This is a genomic window from Stenotrophomonas sp. Ps181 (assembly GCF_025697425.1).
Classification (GTDB): domain Bacteria; phylum Pseudomonadota; class Gammaproteobacteria; order Xanthomonadales; family Xanthomonadaceae; genus Stenotrophomonas; species Stenotrophomonas sepilia.
Genome location: NZ_JAHWBI010000006.1, coordinates 46,351 through 63,368, shown reverse-complemented (window position 1 = coordinate 63,368; position 17,018 = coordinate 46,351). Strand labels below are relative to the sequence as shown.

The window sequence follows — 17,018 nt, the reverse complement described above, 5'->3', positions numbered from 1 at the left end:
TGAACGGCGCATCCGCGCACGGCGTGGATCTACTGGCGAAAACGAGGAAGGGCCGCACAGGGCGGCCCTTCTTCGAAGACTTCGGAGCGATGGCTCAGTTCTGCTTGGCCACGCGCAGCACCTTCGGGGTGACGAACACCAGCAGCTCGGCCTTGTCCTTGCTGCGGCCGCGCTTCTTGAACAGGTTGCCCAGGAACGGCACGTCGCCCAGGAACGGAACCTTGCTGATGCTGCTGCGATCGGTGAATTCGTAGACGCCGCCGATGACCACGGTCTGCCCATCCTCGACCAGCACCGCGGTGTTGACTTCGCGGCGGTTGATCGACGGCACGGTGCCGTAGCCTTCCAGCTGGATCAGCTGGTCGACTTCGTCCTTCTTCACCTGCATGTTGAGGAACACGCGGTTGTCGTTGGTGATGGTCGGAGTGACCTTCAGTTCCAGCACCACTTCCTTGAACTGGACGTTCGGGGTCGCCACGCCACCAGCGCCACCACCGCTGATGGTGACGTAGCCGATTTCCTTGCCCTGCTTGATCAGCGCCTCGCGCTGGTTGGTGGTGACCACGCGCGGGTTGGAGATCACTTCGCCCCGGGACTCTTCCTGCATGGCCGACAGTTCCACGTCCAGCAGGTAGCCGGCATTGAGGATGGACAGCGCCAGCGAACCCGGGTTGCTGGCCGCGGCAACCGGCAGGCTCCAGTTCAAACCACGCGTGATGGTCGAGCCCACCGGTACGGGCGGCGGGCCGACGCGGCCACCTGCGATCCAGTCACGTTCGGCCTTGGCGTTGTCCTGCGCGGACTTGACCTGCGATTCCCGGGTCAAGCGGTTGGCTTCGAGATTGCCACTGAAGTACACATTGTCCCGGCTGCCGCTGACACCGAACTTCGCGCCCAGTTCGCGGGCGAAGGTATCGGTGGCGATGACGATGCGGCTTTCGATCAGCACCTGGTCGACCGGGCGGTCGATCACGTTGATCAGCTCGCGCATGCGCGCGATCTTCTTCGGGATGTCGCTGATCATCAGCGTGTTGGTGCGCTCGTCGGCCACGATGCGGCCGCGCGAGGACAGGAAGCCACTGTCTTCCTGCGAAGAGCTGCCCGAACCACCGCCGCTGCCACCGCCACCGCTGCCGCCGATGCCCTTGGCCTCGGTCAGCGCTTTGAAGATCTGCGTGGCGCTGTGGTAGTTGATCTGGATGTAGTCGGTCTGCAGGTCTTCGCGGTTCTCGATGGCGATGCGCGCGTCTTCCTTCTCCTGCTCGAACTTGGCCAGTTCAGCCTGCGGCGCCACCCAGATCACGCTGCCATCGCGACGCTTGTCCAGGCCCTTCGCGCGCAGGACGATGTCCAGCGCCTGGTCCCACGGCACATTGACCAGGCGCAGGGTCACATTGCCCTGCACCGAGTCGGACGCAACCACGTTCAGGTTGGACTCCTCGGCGATCAACTGCAGCACGGTGCGCACCGGCACGTCCTGGAAGTTGAAGGTCACCGGCTTGCCGGTGAAACCACGCTGGCCGACGGCCTTGGCCGCCTGGGTGACGCTGCCGGCGGTGACCGCGCCGACGGCGGCCGGGGCCTGTCGCGGGCTGATCTCGACCACGTACTCATTGCCGCTCTGGTAGGCCAGCGACTCCACGGCACCCCCGGTGCTCAGCACCAGCTGGGTACCGGCACCGGACGGCTTGGCGTCGATGCGCTGTACCGGCGTGGCGAAGTCGGTGACGTTCATCGGCTTCTGCAGGTTGGCCGGCAGTCGGGCATTGCCGACGTCGACCACGACGCTGTTGCCCTGCGTGCGCAGGTCAGGGATCGCGCCCTGCCCGTCGAACTGCACGATCAGGCGCCCGGCGCCGTCATCGCCACGCTTGAAATCGATCTTGGCCACCGACAGGCCTGCCGGCGCAGCGGCCGGTGCCACGGTGGCGCCCACCGGCTTTTCCGCCGGTGCGGCAGCCAGCGCCGGAGCGCAGGCCAGCATCAGCGCGACTCCCAGCGCGCTGACACGGTTCAAGGTAGAGCGCCGGATGGGACGCAGCCCCTTGGCTTGGTGAAAGGTCATCGTGCTATCCCCAGTAAACGATCATTGATCTTCAAGCGAGAGCGTTGCCGGCCGTTCCAGCCAGCCACCCGCGCCATCCGGCACCAGTTCGATCAGCTCCACGCGGTCTTCGAAGACCGCCGTGACCCGCCCGTCGCTCTGCCCCAGGTAACCGCCCGGGCGAACCCGGTAGGTGACCTTGTCCGGCCCCATCACCAGCGCCACGGTGCCTGCACCAGTACCGATGGTGCCGACCATGTCCAGCGCATCCAGCGGGAAGCCTTCCAGCGGCTCCTTGCGCCGGTTCGGGTCCGGTCGCAATCCGCCGTTCCCCTGCTGCGGATTGGTCCAGGCATCGGTGAACGGATCGCGCATGCCTTGCGCGGAATATTCAAAGGTCTCGAACTGCTGCATCACCGGCAGCGGCTCCAGCGGTTGCGCCGGTCGCGCCCGCTCGCCTTCCACCCACTTTTCAAGGTTCGGTGCGTCGCCGGGCGTGCTGGTCACGCCACGGCCGCAACCGGCCAGCAGCAGTACAGCCAGCACCATCGCACCACGTACGGTCTGCGCGCGCATCACTTCTTGCCCTCCTTGCCAGCGTCAGCCGCCTGCTGCGCCTGCACTTCGGTCTCGTCCAGGTAACGGTAGGTCTTGACCGTACCGGACAGTTCCAGTGCACCGCTGCGGACGTTGCCGCCGGTCTTTTCCTTGGGCTTGAGGTTGATGTCATGCATGGTCAGGATCACTACCCGCGGCAACGAGGCCACGCCACTGACGAATGCGCCGAACTGGTGGTAACTGCCGACCATGCGCAGTTTGATCGGCTTCTCGGCGTAGAACTCCTTGATCTGCTCCTGCTCCGGCTCGAACAGCTCGTTGGTCAGGCCGCTGGACAGCGCGGTCTGCGAGATGTCGATGATCAGGTCGGGCATTTCGGTCTTGCTCGGCAGCTGCCGCAGCATCTGCTGCAGCACCTGCTCCATCTGCGCCAGTTGCTGCTTCAGCGGCTCCAGGTTCACCGCGCGTTCCTGCTGCTTGGTGAACTCGGTGCGCAGCTCGACTTCCTTCGATTCCAGGCCGGCCAGCTCCTCGCGCTTGCCGCTGATCAGCAGCATCCACGCCACGAACATGATGACCAGTGCCAGCAACGAGCAGAAGACGATCTTGGCCTTCTGCGGCCAGTTGCCGATGTCGTTGAAATCCAGGTTCTTGATGTCGATCTTCTGGCTCATGCGCGATCCCCCTGCAGCAGCGCATTGAAGGCCTGCGGCGGCTGCGCCAGGCGGCTGCCCTCAGGCTTCGGGGCAGGTGCCGGGGCCGGCGCGGCCGGTTGGTTCGGCTTGGCCGGAGCAGCCGGAGCGGCCGACGGTGCAGCAGCAGGTGTGGCAGGTGCCGGCGGCTGCCCAGCTGCCGGAGCCGCAGGCGTCGCGGCATCCGGACCTGCGGCCAACGGAGCCACCGGTGCCGGCGCCGACGTCGCCACCGAGCCATCGGGGTTCAGGCCCGGCGTCGCCGAGACCTCTTCGCTCTGTGCCGGCAGTTTCACCTTGACCACGAACACATAGGGCAGCGCCTTGATGTCGGCCAGCGGACCGACCTTGCCATCCTTGTCCTTCTCCGGGTCACGCGCTTCGATGATCGAAAGCTCCGGATTGGTCATCCAGCCGGAGGTCTCCAGGTTGCGCATGTAGGCCGAAACGCGGGCATTGGACTGGGTGCGTCCTTCCAGCGTCAGCACATCCCCTTCCTGCTTCAGTGCGGTCAGCACCACGCCGTCGGGGATGGTGCGCACCAGTGCGTCGAACAGGTGGACCATCTGCGAGCGCTTGGCCTGCAGTTCCTCGATCACCTTCTTGCGGGCCAGCAGCCGTTCCTTCTGCGCGTCGAGGCGATCGATCTCCTTGTTCTGTTCCTTGACCTTCTCGATCTCGGCTTCCAGATAGGCGTTGCGGTCCATCTGGCCGCTCACCTGGCGGTCGTAATAGAACCAGATCATCAGCGACAACAGCAGGCCACCGACAGCGGCCATGCCCAGCATTGCGTAGAACTCGCGCTGGCGTTGCTTGCGCCGCTCGGCGCGCCAGGGCAATAGATTGATGCGTGCCATCAGTCGAAGCTCCTCAGCGCCAGACCGGTCGCGATCATCAGCGCGGGGGCATCCTGGGCCAACGCATGCGCGTTCACCTTCGGCCCCAGGGTCATCTGCGCCAGCGGGTTGGCGACCACGGTCGGCACGCCCAGCTGCTCCTCGACCATCTCCGGCAGGCCACCGAGCACGGCGCAGCCACCGGCCAGCACGATGTGATCGACGCGGTTGAATTCGCTGCCCGCATAGAAGAACTGCAGCAGGCGGCTGATCTGCTGGACCGTGGCTTCCTTGAACGGCTCCAGCACTTCCATTTCGTAGCTTTCCGGCAGGCCACCCTGGCGCTTGGCCAGCCCGGCTTCCTCGTAGCTCAGGCCATAGCGGCGCATGATCTCGTCGGTCAGCTGCTTGCCACCGAACACCTGCTCGCGGCTGTAAAGGCTACGGCCGCCGCGCAGGACATTGAGGGTGGTCATGGTGGCGCCGATGTCGACCAGCGCAACCACGCCGTCGATGGACACCGGCAGCTCGCTGGCGACCAGGGCGTAGGCGTTCTCGACCGCAAAGGCCTCCACGTCCATCACCTTGGCCTGCAGGCCACCGAGCTCCAGTGCGGACTGGCGCAGCTCGACATTCTCCGAACGCGACGCGGCCAGCAGGACCTGGACCATCTCCGGGTTGTTCGGGATCGACCCGATCACCTCGAAGTCCAGGTTCACTTCCTCGATCGGATACGGAATGTAGTTGACCGCTTCCAGCTCGATCTGGGCTTCCATGTCGTTTTCGTCGAGATCGGCCGGCATCGGGATCACCTTGGTGATCACCGCCGACCCCGCGACGGCGGCAGCGGCCAACTTGGCCTTGCTGCCTGAACGGTTCATCGCCCGGCGGATGGCCTCACCGACGGCCTCCACTTCAACGATGTTCTTCTCCACCACCGCATTCGGCGGAAGAGGTTCCACAGCGTAATGTTCCACGCGGAAACGATTGCCGCTGCGGGACAGCTGCAAAAGCTTTACCGCAGTCGAACTGATGTCGACGCCTACAAGCGGCGACTGACTTTTTGGGATGAGCCCCACGGTTTCTCCCCTGCCGACGGGCACTTGGACGCAAGACCTGCGTCCGAGCATTAATAACGTATTCTTAGCAAATGGCAACGGCCCTGCTGTGAAATCCCTCACGGATTCACCATGCAGCCCCTGACTGTTCCCCTTGCGCTCCCCGGTGCCGACCCCAGCCGCCACCTTGCGTAATCTATACTCTGCGACCACGAAATTCGCAATCGGAATCTGAACCCGATGACTCGACTCCGCCGCTGGCTGCGCTGGATCTTCCTGATTGTCCTGGTCCTGGCGCTGATCGGCGCGGCCGCCGTGGGCGGTCTGTACTATGCCGTTTCCTCCAAGCTTCCCGACGTGCAGACCCTGCGCGACGTGGAAATGCAGGAGCCGATGTACGTCTACGCTGCCGATGGCAAGCTGATGGCGGTGTTCGGCGAGACCCGGCGCACCCCGGTCACCATGAAGGACGTGCCCGAGCGGCTGAAGCAGGCCTTCCTGGCCACCGAGGACGCCCGCTTCTACGAGCACGGCGGCGTGGACTACATGGGCATCGGCCGTGCGGTCTGGCTGCTGGCCACCACCAACGACAAGCGCGTGCCGGGTGGCTCCACCATCACCCAGCAGGTCGCCCGCCAGTTCTTCCTCAGCTCCGAGTACAGCTACACCCGCAAGCTGGCCGAGATCCTGCTGGCGCGGAAGATCGAGTCCGAGCTGAGCAAGGACGAGATCTTCGAGCTGTACCTGAACAAGAGTTTCTTCGGCAACCGCGCCTACGGCGTGGCCGCCGCCGCCGAGTTCTACTACGGCAAGAAGCTGAACGAGCTGGACCTGGACGAGATGGCCTCGCTGGCCGGTATCCCCAAGTTCCCGTCCTCGGGCAACCCGATCTCCAACCCGGAACGTGCCCGCCAGCGCCGCGACAACTACGTGCTGCAGCGCATGGCCGACCTGAAGTTCGTCAGCCAGGCCGAAGCCGACGCGGCCAAGGCCGTGCCGATGCACGCCACCGCGCATGAGCCGCCGGTACAGGTCGATGCGCCCTACGTGGCCGAGCTGGTGCGCCAGGAAATGATCGCCCGCTTCGGCGGCGACGTGGTCAACAAGGGTTACCACGTCACCACCACGATCGATTCCACCCTGCAGACCGCGGCCAACCTGGCCGTGCGTGATGGCCTGCTGCTGTACGACCACCGCCACGGTTGGCACGGCGTGGAGAAGCAGGTGCAGCTGGGCGCCGGCGACGATGCCGCCGCCCTGGCCGAGCACCTGCGCGGCATGTACGGCCAGGCCGGCCTGCTGCCGGCAATCGTCGCCAGCACCGCTGCCGATGGCAGCGCCACGGTGGTGCTGGCCAACCGCACCGAGATCGTGCTGCCGGCCGGTGCCGCCAAGTGGACCAACAAGACCCCGGGCAAGCTGGTGCAGCGCGGTGACATCGTGCGCGTGCGCGCCGGGGCCAAGGAGGGCGAGTGGCTGCTGGACCAGATCCCGCGCGGCCAGTCCGCGCTGGTCTCGCTGGATGCCCACAGCGGTGCGCTGAAGGCGCTGGTCGGTGGCTTCAGCTTCTCCGGCAACAAGTTCAACCGCGCCACCCAGGCCCGCCGCCAGCCGGGTTCCAGCTTCAAGCCGTTCATCTACGCCGCAGCGTTCGACAAGGGCTACAACCCGGCCTCGATCGTGCTCGACGCTCCGGTCGTGTTCCGCGACCGCCGCGGCAAGACCTGGGCCCCGCAGAACGACGGCGGCGGTTTCCGCGGCCCGATGCGCCTGCGCGAAGCGCTGGTGCAGTCGCGCAACCTGGTCTCGGTGCGTCTGCTCGATGGCATGGGCGTGGACTACGCGCGCAAGTACATCAGCGAATTTGGTTTCGCCGAATCGGAACTGCCGCCGAACCTGTCGATGTCGCTGGGTACCGCCTCGCTCACCCCGCTGTCGGTGGCCCGTGGCTACGCCGTGTTCGCCAACGGCGGCTCGCGCGTGGACACCTGGCTGATCGACCAGGTGAACGACCGCGACGGCAACCTGGTGTTCAAGGAAAACCCGGCGATGGCCTGCCGTGACTGTGCGGGCAGCAGCGATCAGCCGGTCAACCAGGTGGTGGATGGCTTCAACTTCGGCGCCCCGGCCCCGAAGGTGGACCCGGCCGCTGCGGCCAAGGCCGAAGCCAAGACCGAAACTGCCGCCGCTCCGGCCAACCCGGACGCCCGCACTGCCCCGCGCGCGATCGACGCCCGCACCGCCTACCAGCTGGTGTCGATGATGCGCGACGTGGTCCAGCGCGGTACCGGTGTGCAGGCCAAGGTGCTCGGCCGCGAGGACGTGGGCGGCAAGACCGGCTCCACCAACGACCATCGTGACGCCTGGTTCTCCGGCTTCGGCGGCCCGTACGTGACCACCGTGTGGGTGGGCCGCGACGACTTCCGCTCGCTGGGTTACCGCGAATACGGTGGCAAGGCGGCGCTGCCGATCTGGATCGACTACATGCGCACCGCGCTGAAGGACACCCCGATCGCGCAGAACGAGCCGCCCAGCGGCATGGTCCAGGCCACCCTCAACGGCGCGACCGAATGGGTGAAGGTGGAAGACATGGACCGCCTGACCGACTACGACCTGAACCTCAATACGCCGCAGGCCGACGCCGCCGCGTTCGATATCTTCTGAGGAAGGGTCAGGTGGGTGCCAACCGTGGGTTGGCACCGACGCGCCTGTAGAGCCGAGCCCGTGCTCGGCTCAGGGCGTGCGGTAGAGCAGCCGAGCATGGGCTCGGCTCTACACCATCAACGGCATCCGCGTGCTCGTCTCGGTGAAATACCCACGCGGATGTCACATCCGTGCGCTAGTCTGTAGCCAGGTCGCAACAGGAGTTATCGCATGCACCGCGCCCGTCAGCATGCTGCCAGCCAGACCCGCGAGCGGCGCCACCGCCTCGCCCACGAAGCCGCCCGCCTGATGGCTGAAGGCGGCATCCGCGACTACCACCAGGCCAAGTTGAAGGCTGCCAGCCGGCTTGGCATCCACGACGATGCCTCCCTGCCGCGCAACACCGAGATCGAAGACGCCCTGCGCGAGTACCAGCGGCTGTTCTCCGGCCCCCAGCACGGCAACGAACTGCAGCGCCGCCGCGAGGCTGCCATGCGTGCGCTGGAGTTCCTGCACGGCTTCGCCCCGCGGCTGGCCGGCCCGGTGCTGGAAGGCACCGCCGATGCCAACAGCCCGGTGCAGCTTCACCTGCACAGCGACGACCCGGAAGCCGTGCACCGCTTCCTGGACGAGCACGGCATTCCCGCCGAATCGCGGACGCGTCGCCTGCGCATGGATCGCGAGCGCAGCCTGGATGTGCCGGTGTGGGTGTTCAGTGCCGAGGAACTGACCTTTGACCTGGCCGTGCTGCCGTACGATGCCCTGCGTCAGGCACCGTTGTCGCCGGTCGATGAGAAGCCGATGCGGCGCGCGTCTGTCGCGCAGTTGCGGCAGGTGCTGGCCGAGGCCGAGATCACCGCGTACATCGGCGGATGACGGTAGCGCCGGCCCATGGCCGGCGAGCGCAGCGGTACCTGCCAGTGATGGGTGCGGACCGTTGGTCCGCACCGTGCTTCAGGCATTTCGATTGCTGGCCGGAGAGCAGTCGAGCACGGCTCGACTCTACAAAAGCTGCGCTACCTGCGCTGGCAGATGATGCCCATCATGCTCCCGTTACCAGACAAAACGGGTATCGCGTAGCGGATCGCTGAGCAGCCGCGGCAGCCACGGTACTGGGGCTCGCTGCGGATACTCCCGCATCATCTGTGCATGCATGACCTGCAGGCCCCGCAGCAACCAGATCTGGTCATAGATGTCGTTGAACCCATCCGACCACCCACTCTTCACCCGCTCATGCTCGACCGCCTCCAACGAGGGCATCTGGTCCAGCGACACCTCCAGGATCGTCAACAGTGCTGTGTTGATCTGCGCATTCTCAACACCCGCCCTGCGCACATCCTCCAATCGAGCGCGAATCCGTCGGCAGTCGTACGGGACGCACCCACCCGTGGCGGTGATGTAGTCGGCGATGTCCGCCAGCATGTCGGCCTTCAGACGCCACACCACCTCGCTGTCCATCACCTGCCGTACCCGCATCGTGCGCAGCGTACTCGCCCGCACCTCTTCCGGCGTGGTGAACTCGGCCCCCCGCGTGCTGCCAGCGTGACGCACCAGCACGATGCGATGGATCGCCTCGCGGGTGACGCCTTCGATGCGCAGCGCCGCGGCTTTCGGTTGCACGCGCGGCGGCGGTACACCCAGCATCTGCCACAGGTACCACAGCACCAGCAGCAGACCGGCAATGCATAGCCCGCTCATCAGCGTCCACAGATCCAGGTTCCGGGTGTAGTAGCGAAAGCGCGCCCGCCAGATATAGAACGTGCGATAGCTGACGATTCCACTTACCCATCTGTACATTGCCTTCTCCTCGGCAAGGACCCCGGCGCGGCGGGGTTCATTACGCGCGCCACGCCGGGGCTGCACGGCTTACCAGCCGATGCCCACACCCACGCCCATGCTGCGTTCACCACTGTTGGTGAAGGCACCATTGAGGCTGAAGGTGGCCGAGCCCTTGTCGTTCAACACGCGCTGGTAGCCCACGGCCATGGCCGATTCGCCCTCGCTGTAACCCACGCCCGCACCGAGGCGGTTGTAGGTGTTAAGGCCGGCGGTGTTCATGGCCATCGCACTCTGCGCGCTGGTCATTGCCGCCATGCGGTTGAAGCGCTTGTCCATCTTGTCCAGGCGGCGGTCCACCTCGCGGGAGATGCCATCGCTGTACTCGTTGGCACGGGCCAGCATCTTCTCCAGCTCGGCGGTGTCCACCTGCGGCGTGGGCGATTCCGGCTTTGGCGCATCGGCCTGCGGCTGTGGTGAGGACTTCGGTGCGTTGCCGGCATCGGCTACGACCTTGTTGTCACCAGTGGACGGCGGCGGTGCGGTCGGCTCGTCGTCGGCCGGTGTGGCTGCCGGGGTGGACGATGCCGTGCTGCCCCCAGCAGCGGCCACGGTGAGGGAGCGCGACTGCGGTGCCTGCGGCTGGCCGTCGATACGCTGCTCCAGCCCGTCCATGCGGCCGTTGAGCTGCTGCTGCATGGAATGCAGCTGGCCACCGTTGACCGCATCGCGGCTGCCAGCGGCGATGGCACCGTTGGCGACGTTGGACAGCACCATGCCGTTGGCACCGGCGAAGGTGAGCTGGTTCGGGCCGTCGCTGCGGACGCTGGGGCTGTCCTGGAAGACCGCACGCAGCTGGGATTCCACGCGCTCGGTGCGGGTGGTGTTGGTGACGACGGCGGAGTCGAGGGTGGACAGGGCTTCGTTGAGGGTGGACTGCTGGCCGCCCTGCACATTGAAGGTCGGGTTGACGATGTTGCCGTTGGCGTCGACATCGCCGCCGAGGGTGGCGAGCGCGCCGCGGAGCTGGCCGACGGTGGCGGCGTCGGTGGCGTTACGGCCGTTGGCTACGTTTACGATGCGGCGCTGGACGCCACCACCACCGACCGAGACCGTGCCGCTGACGTCTGCGATGGAACCTTCTCCGAGCGCAATACTGCCTTTCGCTTCAGCCTGAACCCGCGAGTTTCCACCCAAAGCCAATCCCCCTTCAGCATCAACACGAGAGCTTGCGCCAAGTGCAAAGCCGTTGGTTGCTGTCTGGATAACCCGGGAGCCACGCCCCAAGGCCACAGAGTTGGTGCCAAGCGCTCTAGCAAAGCCACCGACCGCGACCCCGCCCTCTCCAAAAGGGGATGCCTCTGCAGATTCACCTATGGCAACGCCGATCAAACCCGCATAAGCGTCCTCGCTGTACTCGTCGGTTCCAATCTTGAAGAAGCGACGCTGGTCCTCCATCTCCATCAGCCGACCGTCGAATTCAAACAGCTGCCGTCCGGTGACCACATCGCGGCTATCTGCAGATACCACCCATCAGCAACACCCGTCAACCGCGCGCCGCCGTAATCAATCACGTTGCCCTGCCCCGCTGCCATCAGCCCACGCGACAGCAGCCCATCACGCTCACCGCGCAGGTCATTCAGATCATTGCGGTTGCGGGCAATTTCCTGCTTCGCCTCAAACAGCTGGCTACCGGTCACAGCGTCACGGCTGCCTGCGGCAATGCGGCCGTCAGCCAGATTGGTCAGCACCGAGCCATTGGCGCCTGCCAGCACCAGCTGATTCAGGCCATCGGCACGCACCGACGGGCCATCTTGGAATGCAGAGCGCAGCTTGCCTTCAAGGGTATCTACGCGGCTGTCTGCCGTGACCACGGCGCTGTCGAGTGCGGCCAGGGCATCGCCGACGTTGTTCTGGGTTCCACCTTGGACGTTGTAGGTGGGGGCGATGATATTGCCGCTTGCATCCATGCCTGCGCCCGCCCCCAGAGTCCCAAGAGCGTCGCCAAGCTGAGCTACCGTGGCGGCATCCGCGGAGTTAATTCCACGTGCGAGGTTAACCATTCTGCGCTGAAGCCCGCCATTTCCGACTGACACCGTGTTTGCCTCATCTGCGATTGACTCTGCGCCTAGTGCAACTGCATTGGACGCTGATGCTCTCACTACACTTGTCGCACCGATTGCCAAGCCACCCGCCGCAGCCACCTGTGACTCAGGCCCCAGAGCAAACCCCCGCTCAGCGCCTTCATGGACATGTGCTCCTCGCCCAAGCGCAACTGAGTTCGCCCCCCGCGCAGCTGCATATGCACCAATCGCAACCGCGCCCTCTGAACGTATCGATGCCTCCGCGGAGTCGCCGATAGCAATGCCAAACCTTCCCGCGCGCGCAGGGTCCCTATCAATCAACTCACCAAATGCAAGAAAAGCACTGGCGTCTGCCAGCTCGTCAAGCCTGCGATTGGTCTCGTACAACTGCCCACCATTCACAGCATCCGTACTCGCCGCCGAGCTGATATCACCCGCAGCCACGCCACGCAGCTTCCCACCTGCGATATCCACGCTCCCATCGGCAGCAAACTTCACCACGCCATCCAGGTCTGGATCAAAGCCCTCAAAGTCCGAACGTAGCGCATCCAGATCGCGTCGATTGTCGGCAATGCGGCCAGACTGCGCCGTCAGATCGCTGGTGTGGCCTGCAAGCACGCCCTCATTCGCCTGGACCTTCTCATTGGTTGCGAACAACTGCTTGCCGGTCACGGCTTCGGTGCTGGATCCATTGACCGCGCCGTCCCTCAGGCCGCTCAGGGTGCGGTTGGCGTTCGACTTGTTGCGAACATCCAGCGCGGTCCCCGTGTTCTCACCGCCAAGGCGGACATTGCCGTCTGCTGCGATCTGGCTGACCAACCCACCGAGCGTATTGGCCTTGCCTAGCGCATTGTCTGCCGTGGTCTTGGCAGTGTTAGCGGTCGTCTGAGCCGCCGTCGCCACCGTGCGCACAGAAGCCACTTCGGTGTTGGTGGTGTTGAGCTGCTTGCCGGTCACTGCCTCGGTGCTGGTTCCGTTGATTGCACCGTCCTTCAGGCCACTCAGGGTGCGGTTGGAGTTTGCCTTGTTGCGCACATCCAACACGCTACCGGTGTTTTCGCCGCCCAGGCGGACGTTGCCGTCGGCTGCAACTTGGCTGACCAGTCCGCCGAGCGTGTTAGCCTTGCCCAGTGCACTGTCCGCCGTGGTCTTGGCAGTGTTGGCAGTCGTCTGCGCGCTCGTTGCTACCGTGCGGATAGCGGCCACTTCGGTATTGGTGCTGTTGAGCTGCTTGCCGGTCACGGCCTCGGTGCTGGTTGCGTTGACTGCGCCGTCATTCAGGCCACTCAGGGTCCGGTTGGAGTTTGCCTTGTTGCGCACATCCAACACGCTACCGGTGTTTTCGCCGCCCAGGCGGACGTTGCCGTCGGCTGCAACCTGGCTGACCAGCCCGCCGAGCGTGTTGGCCTTGCCCAGTGCACTGTCCGCCGTGGTCTTGGCAGTGTTGGCAGTCGTCTGCGCCGCCGTGGCCACCGTGCGCACAGAGGCCACTTCAGTGTTGGTGGTGTTGAGCTGCTTGCCGGTCACGGCCTCGGTGCTGGTGCCATTGACCGCACCTTCCTTCAGGCCGCTCAGGGTACGGTTGGCGTTTGCCTTGTTACGGACATCCAGCACGGCACCGGTGTTCTCACCACCCAGACGAACATTGCCATCGGCAGCGGCTTGGCTGACCAGACCGCCAAGAGCGTTGGCCTTGCCCAGCGCGTTGTTTGCCGTGTTCTGCGCAGTCGTCACGTTGTTATTGGTGGCAAACAGCTGCTGGCCCGTAACGGCATCACTGCTGGATGCGCTCAACGTGGCATTCTGCACACCGTTGACATAGCGCTTGCCACCGTCCTTGTTGCTGACGGTAAGTACGTTGCCGGTATTCTCGGCGCCCAGGTACATGATCCCACCCGCACTGGCTTGTTTTACAAGACCATTGACGCGCTGGCTCTCCTGGTACATCTGCTTGCCGGTCACTGCCTCACTGCTGGTGGCGTTGATGGCGCCGTCATCCATATTGACGATCTTGCGCTTCATCGTCGCGTTGCCAACAGAAACCTGCTTGGCCCCTGTGGTGACTGACTTCTCGCCCAGCGCAACCGAGTTTTCGTGCGTTGCTTTGGCGTTTCCGCCTACCGCAACCGCAAACGTGCCACTAGCACCGGATGCGCTGCCGATGGCAATGGCATTGCCTGCCTCGGCAATGGCGCCGTGGCCGAATGCCATCGCGGCTACACCATTCGCCTTGGCCACCTGGCCCATCGCCAGTGAGAGGCTCCCAGTCGCGCTGGCTTTGTTCTCCTCGGCGATCGTGTTACCGGTAGCAGTGACGCGAGCGGCTGCATCTGCCCGCTGGTTGGTAGCAAACAGCTGCTGCCCGGTCACCGCATCGGTGCTGGTGGCGCTCAGCGTGGCATTGCGCACGCCGTTGAGATAACGCGCCTCGCCGTTCTTGTTGCTGACGGTCAGCACGTTACCCGTGTTATCGCCACCCACACGGATGATGCTGCCTGCCGAGGTCTGTGTTACCAGCCTCGTGTTGACCAGCGCCTGATCCGCAGTGGACTTTGCCGCTGTAGCGATGCTCTGCGCGGAGTTGGCCACGCGCTGGACAGACGATACCGTGTCCTTCACGCCCTGTAGCTGGCGACCGTTGACAGCGTCGTAGCTACTGGCGTTTACATTACCGTCTGCCACGTTGACGACGCGGCGCTTGGTGGAGCTGCTGCCGACAGACACCGTATTGCCTTCGTTTGCAACCGAGCCACGACCAATCGCAACGGCACCTACCTTGGTTGCTTTGGCTTCATAGCCAATAGCGGTCCCGTCGAACTCTGCCCTGGACTCTCCGCCGATCGCTGTGCCGCCCGTCCAACCATCAGTTCCTGCAAATGCATTACCGCCAATAGCAACACGCGAAATACCAGCACCACTGACCGTCTGCGCACCGCTGCCGATTGCTATGGAGTTGGTACCGTATGACCGGGCATAGTGACCGACGGAAACGGTGCCGATACCGTTGCTCTGGGCTTTCGCACCGAATACGGCACTGTAGCCTTGGGAGACAATTGTTTCGTTGCCAAACACCGCATTGTAGTCACCCGCAGAAACTGCACCGCTGCCGTATAGTGCTGAGTGGTAGCCCTGAATGTGCGACCCCGCGCCCTGCATCAGGAACCGCCCACTATTGCTGCCGATGCTGCTTTTTCCACGATCATCATGACCGCGATAGGGCACACAGTTGACGATGATCTGCGTCGGGCTCTGACAACTGTCGTAGATGGTAGCGTGTGCAGCATCCAGACCAACACCTGGCAACAAGGCTGAAAGCAGTACAGCCGACGTCGCGGCCGCGGTCGATGCGGCCTTTCCACGCGGCGATGTCAGTTCGCTCGCCACCACCCAGCACTGCCGGGCGGTGGACCATAGGCGGCGATAGATCTTGTTCATCAGGTGTCTTCTTAACAGGGAATGCAGAAAAAACCCGCCCGCGCCCTGCGCGTGGCGGGGTGTGGGGATCAGGGCGTAAGGGTCTGCACGTGCTCGCGGTAGCCATCACGGGTCAGCCGGTAGCGCAGCTGCACGGTGTGCCCGGCTTCAACAGCAAACGGCAGCTGCAGCGCACTGCCGGGGTACAGGCTGCGGGAGACGTCGTGCGCGGTGCAGCGGTTGCCGACGCAATCGGAAATGCTGGTAATGCCCAGGCGCAGGGTGCCGTCGTTGCGCAGGGTGTCGCCCTGCAGGCGTGGCAGCACTGTACCTTCGGCCGGCAGCACGTTCACCAGCGCGCCCCAGACCAGGTTGACGCCCACCTTGGCCTCGGCGGCTTCCTTGGCGTCTGCGCTTGCTTCTTCAGGCCCGCTGACGCCTTCGAAGTACACGCGATACGCCGCTTCCCGCTCCACCGGCTGCAGCGGGATGACCCGTATCAGGCGATTGCCGGCGCCTGACAGCGCGAATTTCGCAGGCGTCACCGCAATGGCCGCATCGCCGGGCTCCACCTCCACCTCGCGCTCATCGGCATCGGCCGGGTTGACGATCCGCCGCAGTGAGGCCTGGATGTACTGGGGCTGGGCAGACTGCGAGTAGACGCGGATCTGCGTACCCCGTTTGGCATCCACCGAGGTGCGCATGGGATGCACGGTGAGGTTGGCCTGGGCTGGCACCGCCAGCAGCAGGCAGAGGGGCAGCAGACAGAAAGAAAGACGTTTCATGGACACTCCTGGTGGGGATCAGGGCACACCGGTGGGAACGCGCAGTTCGACCTTGAGATCGCCGCGGTAATAGCCCGCCTGTTTCTCGGCAATGGGCACGCGCGGCATCTCCAGCCGCAGCGGTGTATCCACGCAGAACACGGGCTGGCTCATGCCGGGCAGCACCACCAGCTTCAACTTGGCGGTGTCGATGCCGGTGAGCTGTTCTTCCACCCCGTTGCGCATGGGCAGTGGCGCGCCGTTGTAGTCGAGGGTGACGTTGTAATCGAGGCGCTCGTTGTCGCCGGTGCCACCGCTGTCGCGATGCCATGCGGAGAAGCCAGTGGGGCCGGGTGTTCGGCTACCGGAATCGCGGACAGTGACGCCCAGATAGGGCGCTTGCGAGCCGAGGCCGTCGTACAGGCACATATCCACGGTCGTTCCGCCACCCACGGTCTGGGTGATGGGGTCGTAGCGGAGGTTCATGCCGACGTGTGGCGAGATTTCGTCGAAGTGCGGGAAGTAGATGGCTACTGCGTCGCGGTCGGTGATGGTGAAGTCGAAGTCGAACCGGTAGCTTCCCAAGCCATCGTCTATCGGCGACCTAAGGTTCAATTCAAACGCGCCTGTCCAGCTGCCTGCGACCAGTCGGTGCAACTCTCGAGCTGGAATCCAGATGTGCATGGACGTTCCCGCTGGCGGGTCAATGGAGCAGATCGCTGCATATGATGTATGAAGCGGCCGTGACAAAGCCTTCCAGTAGTCACCACTGCACGCAAGACGGCCATCAGCCCTAAGCAATTCGCCATGGACATCAATCTCAGTAAGTAAGCCGGTTCGCCGCTCCCTAAGTTGCAGACCTATCGTCGAGTGACCAGATGCAACGTCTGCCGTGTCCTCGGTGGGACAGCGACCTAGCAGCGGGTAGGACGACGGACTGCAAGTTAGAAAGATGTGCCCATAGGCCTTCGTATAGTCGAGGCGGTCGTAGGCCAGAAGCGTTTTTGGAGCTATTAGCTCTAACTCACCCGGTATCGTTGAGCGGTCCCATGACAATGTAGTTTTCTGAACGACTCGCGCACGCGGCGGCTCTGTCTGCGGCGGCCGCTGCGCAAACGCCCGCGGCGCCATCACCACCAGCGCTGTACT

At 64.4% G+C, this 17,018-nt stretch carries 12 protein-coding genes; 2 read left to right on the top strand and 10 right to left on the bottom strand.

The window, feature by feature from the left end:
* Positions 1-94: 94 nt before the first annotated feature.
* Genes KXV01_RS14705 through KXV01_RS14685 form a run of 5 tightly spaced genes read right to left on the bottom strand, consistent with a single transcriptional unit; the run spans position 95 to position 5,209 of the window.
* Positions 95-2,065: a type IV pilus secretin PilQ family protein gene (locus tag KXV01_RS14705; RefSeq protein WP_049438328.1), complete on the bottom strand. Its 1,971-nt coding sequence runs from the start codon at positions 2,063-2,065 to the stop codon at positions 95-97.
* 21 nt (positions 2,066-2,086) lie between these two features.
* Positions 2,087-2,620, bottom strand: a complete 534-nt coding sequence (locus KXV01_RS14700; RefSeq protein WP_005418914.1) for a pilus assembly protein PilP — start codon at positions 2,618-2,620, stop codon at positions 2,087-2,089.
* Entirely contained in the window at positions 2,620-3,276 is a 657-nt protein-coding gene (gene pilO, locus KXV01_RS14695) for a type 4a pilus biogenesis protein PilO (RefSeq protein ID WP_049411380.1), read from the bottom strand. The genes KXV01_RS14700 and pilO overlap by 1 nt, the downstream gene beginning before the upstream one ends.
* Positions 3,273-4,151: a PilN domain-containing protein gene (locus KXV01_RS14690; RefSeq protein ID WP_164284596.1), complete on the bottom strand. Its 879-nt coding sequence runs from the start codon at positions 4,149-4,151 to the stop codon at positions 3,273-3,275. Before KXV01_RS14690 ends, pilO begins: the two co-directional genes overlap by 4 nt.
* On the bottom strand, positions 4,151-5,209 hold the full coding sequence (locus tag KXV01_RS14685) for a pilus assembly protein PilM (RefSeq protein ID WP_014038321.1): 1,059 nt from the start codon (positions 5,207-5,209) through the stop codon (positions 4,151-4,153). The genes KXV01_RS14690 and KXV01_RS14685 overlap by 1 nt, the downstream gene beginning before the upstream one ends.
* A gap of 219 nt (positions 5,210-5,428) precedes the next feature.
* On the opposite strand from KXV01_RS14685, the gene KXV01_RS14680 reads away from it, so the two are divergent.
* Both KXV01_RS14680 and KXV01_RS14675 read left to right on the top strand, forming a co-directional pair.
* The gene (locus KXV01_RS14680; RefSeq protein WP_111096788.1) at positions 5,429-7,852 is read left to right on the top strand and encodes a penicillin-binding protein 1A; all 2,424 of its coding nucleotides are present in this window, start codon (positions 5,429-5,431) and stop codon (positions 7,850-7,852) included.
* Positions 7,853-8,062: 210 nt separating this feature from the next.
* Positions 8,063-8,707: a hypothetical protein gene (locus tag KXV01_RS14675; protein ID WP_006466035.1), complete on the top strand. Its 645-nt coding sequence runs from the start codon at positions 8,063-8,065 to the stop codon at positions 8,705-8,707.
* A gap of 177 nt (positions 8,708-8,884) precedes the next feature.
* Here the strand turns inward: KXV01_RS14675 and KXV01_RS14670 are convergent, their stop codons facing one another.
* The 5 genes from KXV01_RS14670 to KXV01_RS20040 all read right to left on the bottom strand — a co-directional run bounded on the left by KXV01_RS14670 (position 8,885) and on the right by KXV01_RS20040 (position 17,000).
* On the bottom strand, positions 8,885-9,628 hold the full coding sequence (locus KXV01_RS14670; protein WP_263467920.1) for a hypothetical protein: 744 nt from the start codon (positions 9,626-9,628) through the stop codon (positions 8,885-8,887).
* 69 nt (positions 9,629-9,697) lie between these two features.
* A complete protein-coding gene (locus tag KXV01_RS14665; protein ID WP_263467919.1) occupies positions 9,698-10,810 on the bottom strand; it encodes a YadA-like family protein in 1,113 nt (370 codons plus the stop codon).
* A gap of 260 nt (positions 10,811-11,070) precedes the next feature.
* Positions 11,071-15,126: an ESPR-type extended signal peptide-containing protein gene (locus KXV01_RS14655; RefSeq protein WP_263467889.1), complete on the bottom strand. Its 4,056-nt coding sequence runs from the start codon at positions 15,124-15,126 to the stop codon at positions 11,071-11,073.
* A gap of 68 nt (positions 15,127-15,194) precedes the next feature.
* Positions 15,195-15,890 (bottom strand): pilus assembly protein, encoded by a 696-nt coding sequence (locus tag KXV01_RS14650; RefSeq protein ID WP_111097357.1) that lies wholly within the window; start codon positions 15,888-15,890, stop codon positions 15,195-15,197.
* 18 nt (positions 15,891-15,908) lie between these two features.
* The gene (locus tag KXV01_RS20040) at positions 15,909-17,000 is read right to left on the bottom strand and encodes a CfaE/CblD family pilus tip adhesin (protein WP_317987338.1); all 1,092 of its coding nucleotides are present in this window, start codon (positions 16,998-17,000) and stop codon (positions 15,909-15,911) included.
* Positions 17,001-17,018: the final 18 nt, after the last annotated feature.

Bases quoted from the DNA above. Each gene is read 5' to 3' on its own strand.
- KXV01_RS14705 (WP_049438328.1), bottom strand. From the start codon at position 2,065: ATGACCTTTCACCAAGCCAAGGGGCTGCGTCCCATCCGGCGCTCTACC.
- KXV01_RS14700 (WP_005418914.1), bottom strand. From the start codon at position 2,620: ATGCGCGCGCAGACCGTACGTGGTGCGATGGTGCTGGCTGTACTGCTG.
- pilO (WP_049411380.1), bottom strand. From the start codon at position 3,276: ATGAGCCAGAAGATCGACATCAAGAACCTGGATTTCAACGACATCGGC.
- KXV01_RS14690 (WP_164284596.1), bottom strand. From the start codon at position 4,151: ATGGCACGCATCAATCTATTGCCCTGGCGCGCCGAGCGGCGCAAGCAA.
- KXV01_RS14680 (WP_111096788.1), top strand. From the start codon at position 5,429: ATGACTCGACTCCGCCGCTGGCTGCGCTGGATCTTCCTGATTGTCCTG.
- KXV01_RS14675 (WP_006466035.1), top strand. From the start codon at position 8,063: ATGCACCGCGCCCGTCAGCATGCTGCCAGCCAGACCCGCGAGCGGCGC.
- KXV01_RS14670 (WP_263467920.1), bottom strand. From the start codon at position 9,628: ATGTACAGATGGGTAAGTGGAATCGTCAGCTATCGCACGTTCTATATC.
- KXV01_RS14655 (WP_263467889.1), bottom strand. From the start codon at position 15,126: ATGAACAAGATCTATCGCCGCCTATGGTCCACCGCCCGGCAGTGCTGG.
- KXV01_RS14650 (WP_111097357.1), bottom strand. From the start codon at position 15,890: ATGAAACGTCTTTCTTTCTGTCTGCTGCCCCTCTGCCTGCTGCTGGCG.
- KXV01_RS20040 (WP_317987338.1), bottom strand. From the start codon at position 17,000: ATGGCGCCGCGGGCGTTTGCGCAGCGGCCGCCGCAGACAGAGCCGCCG.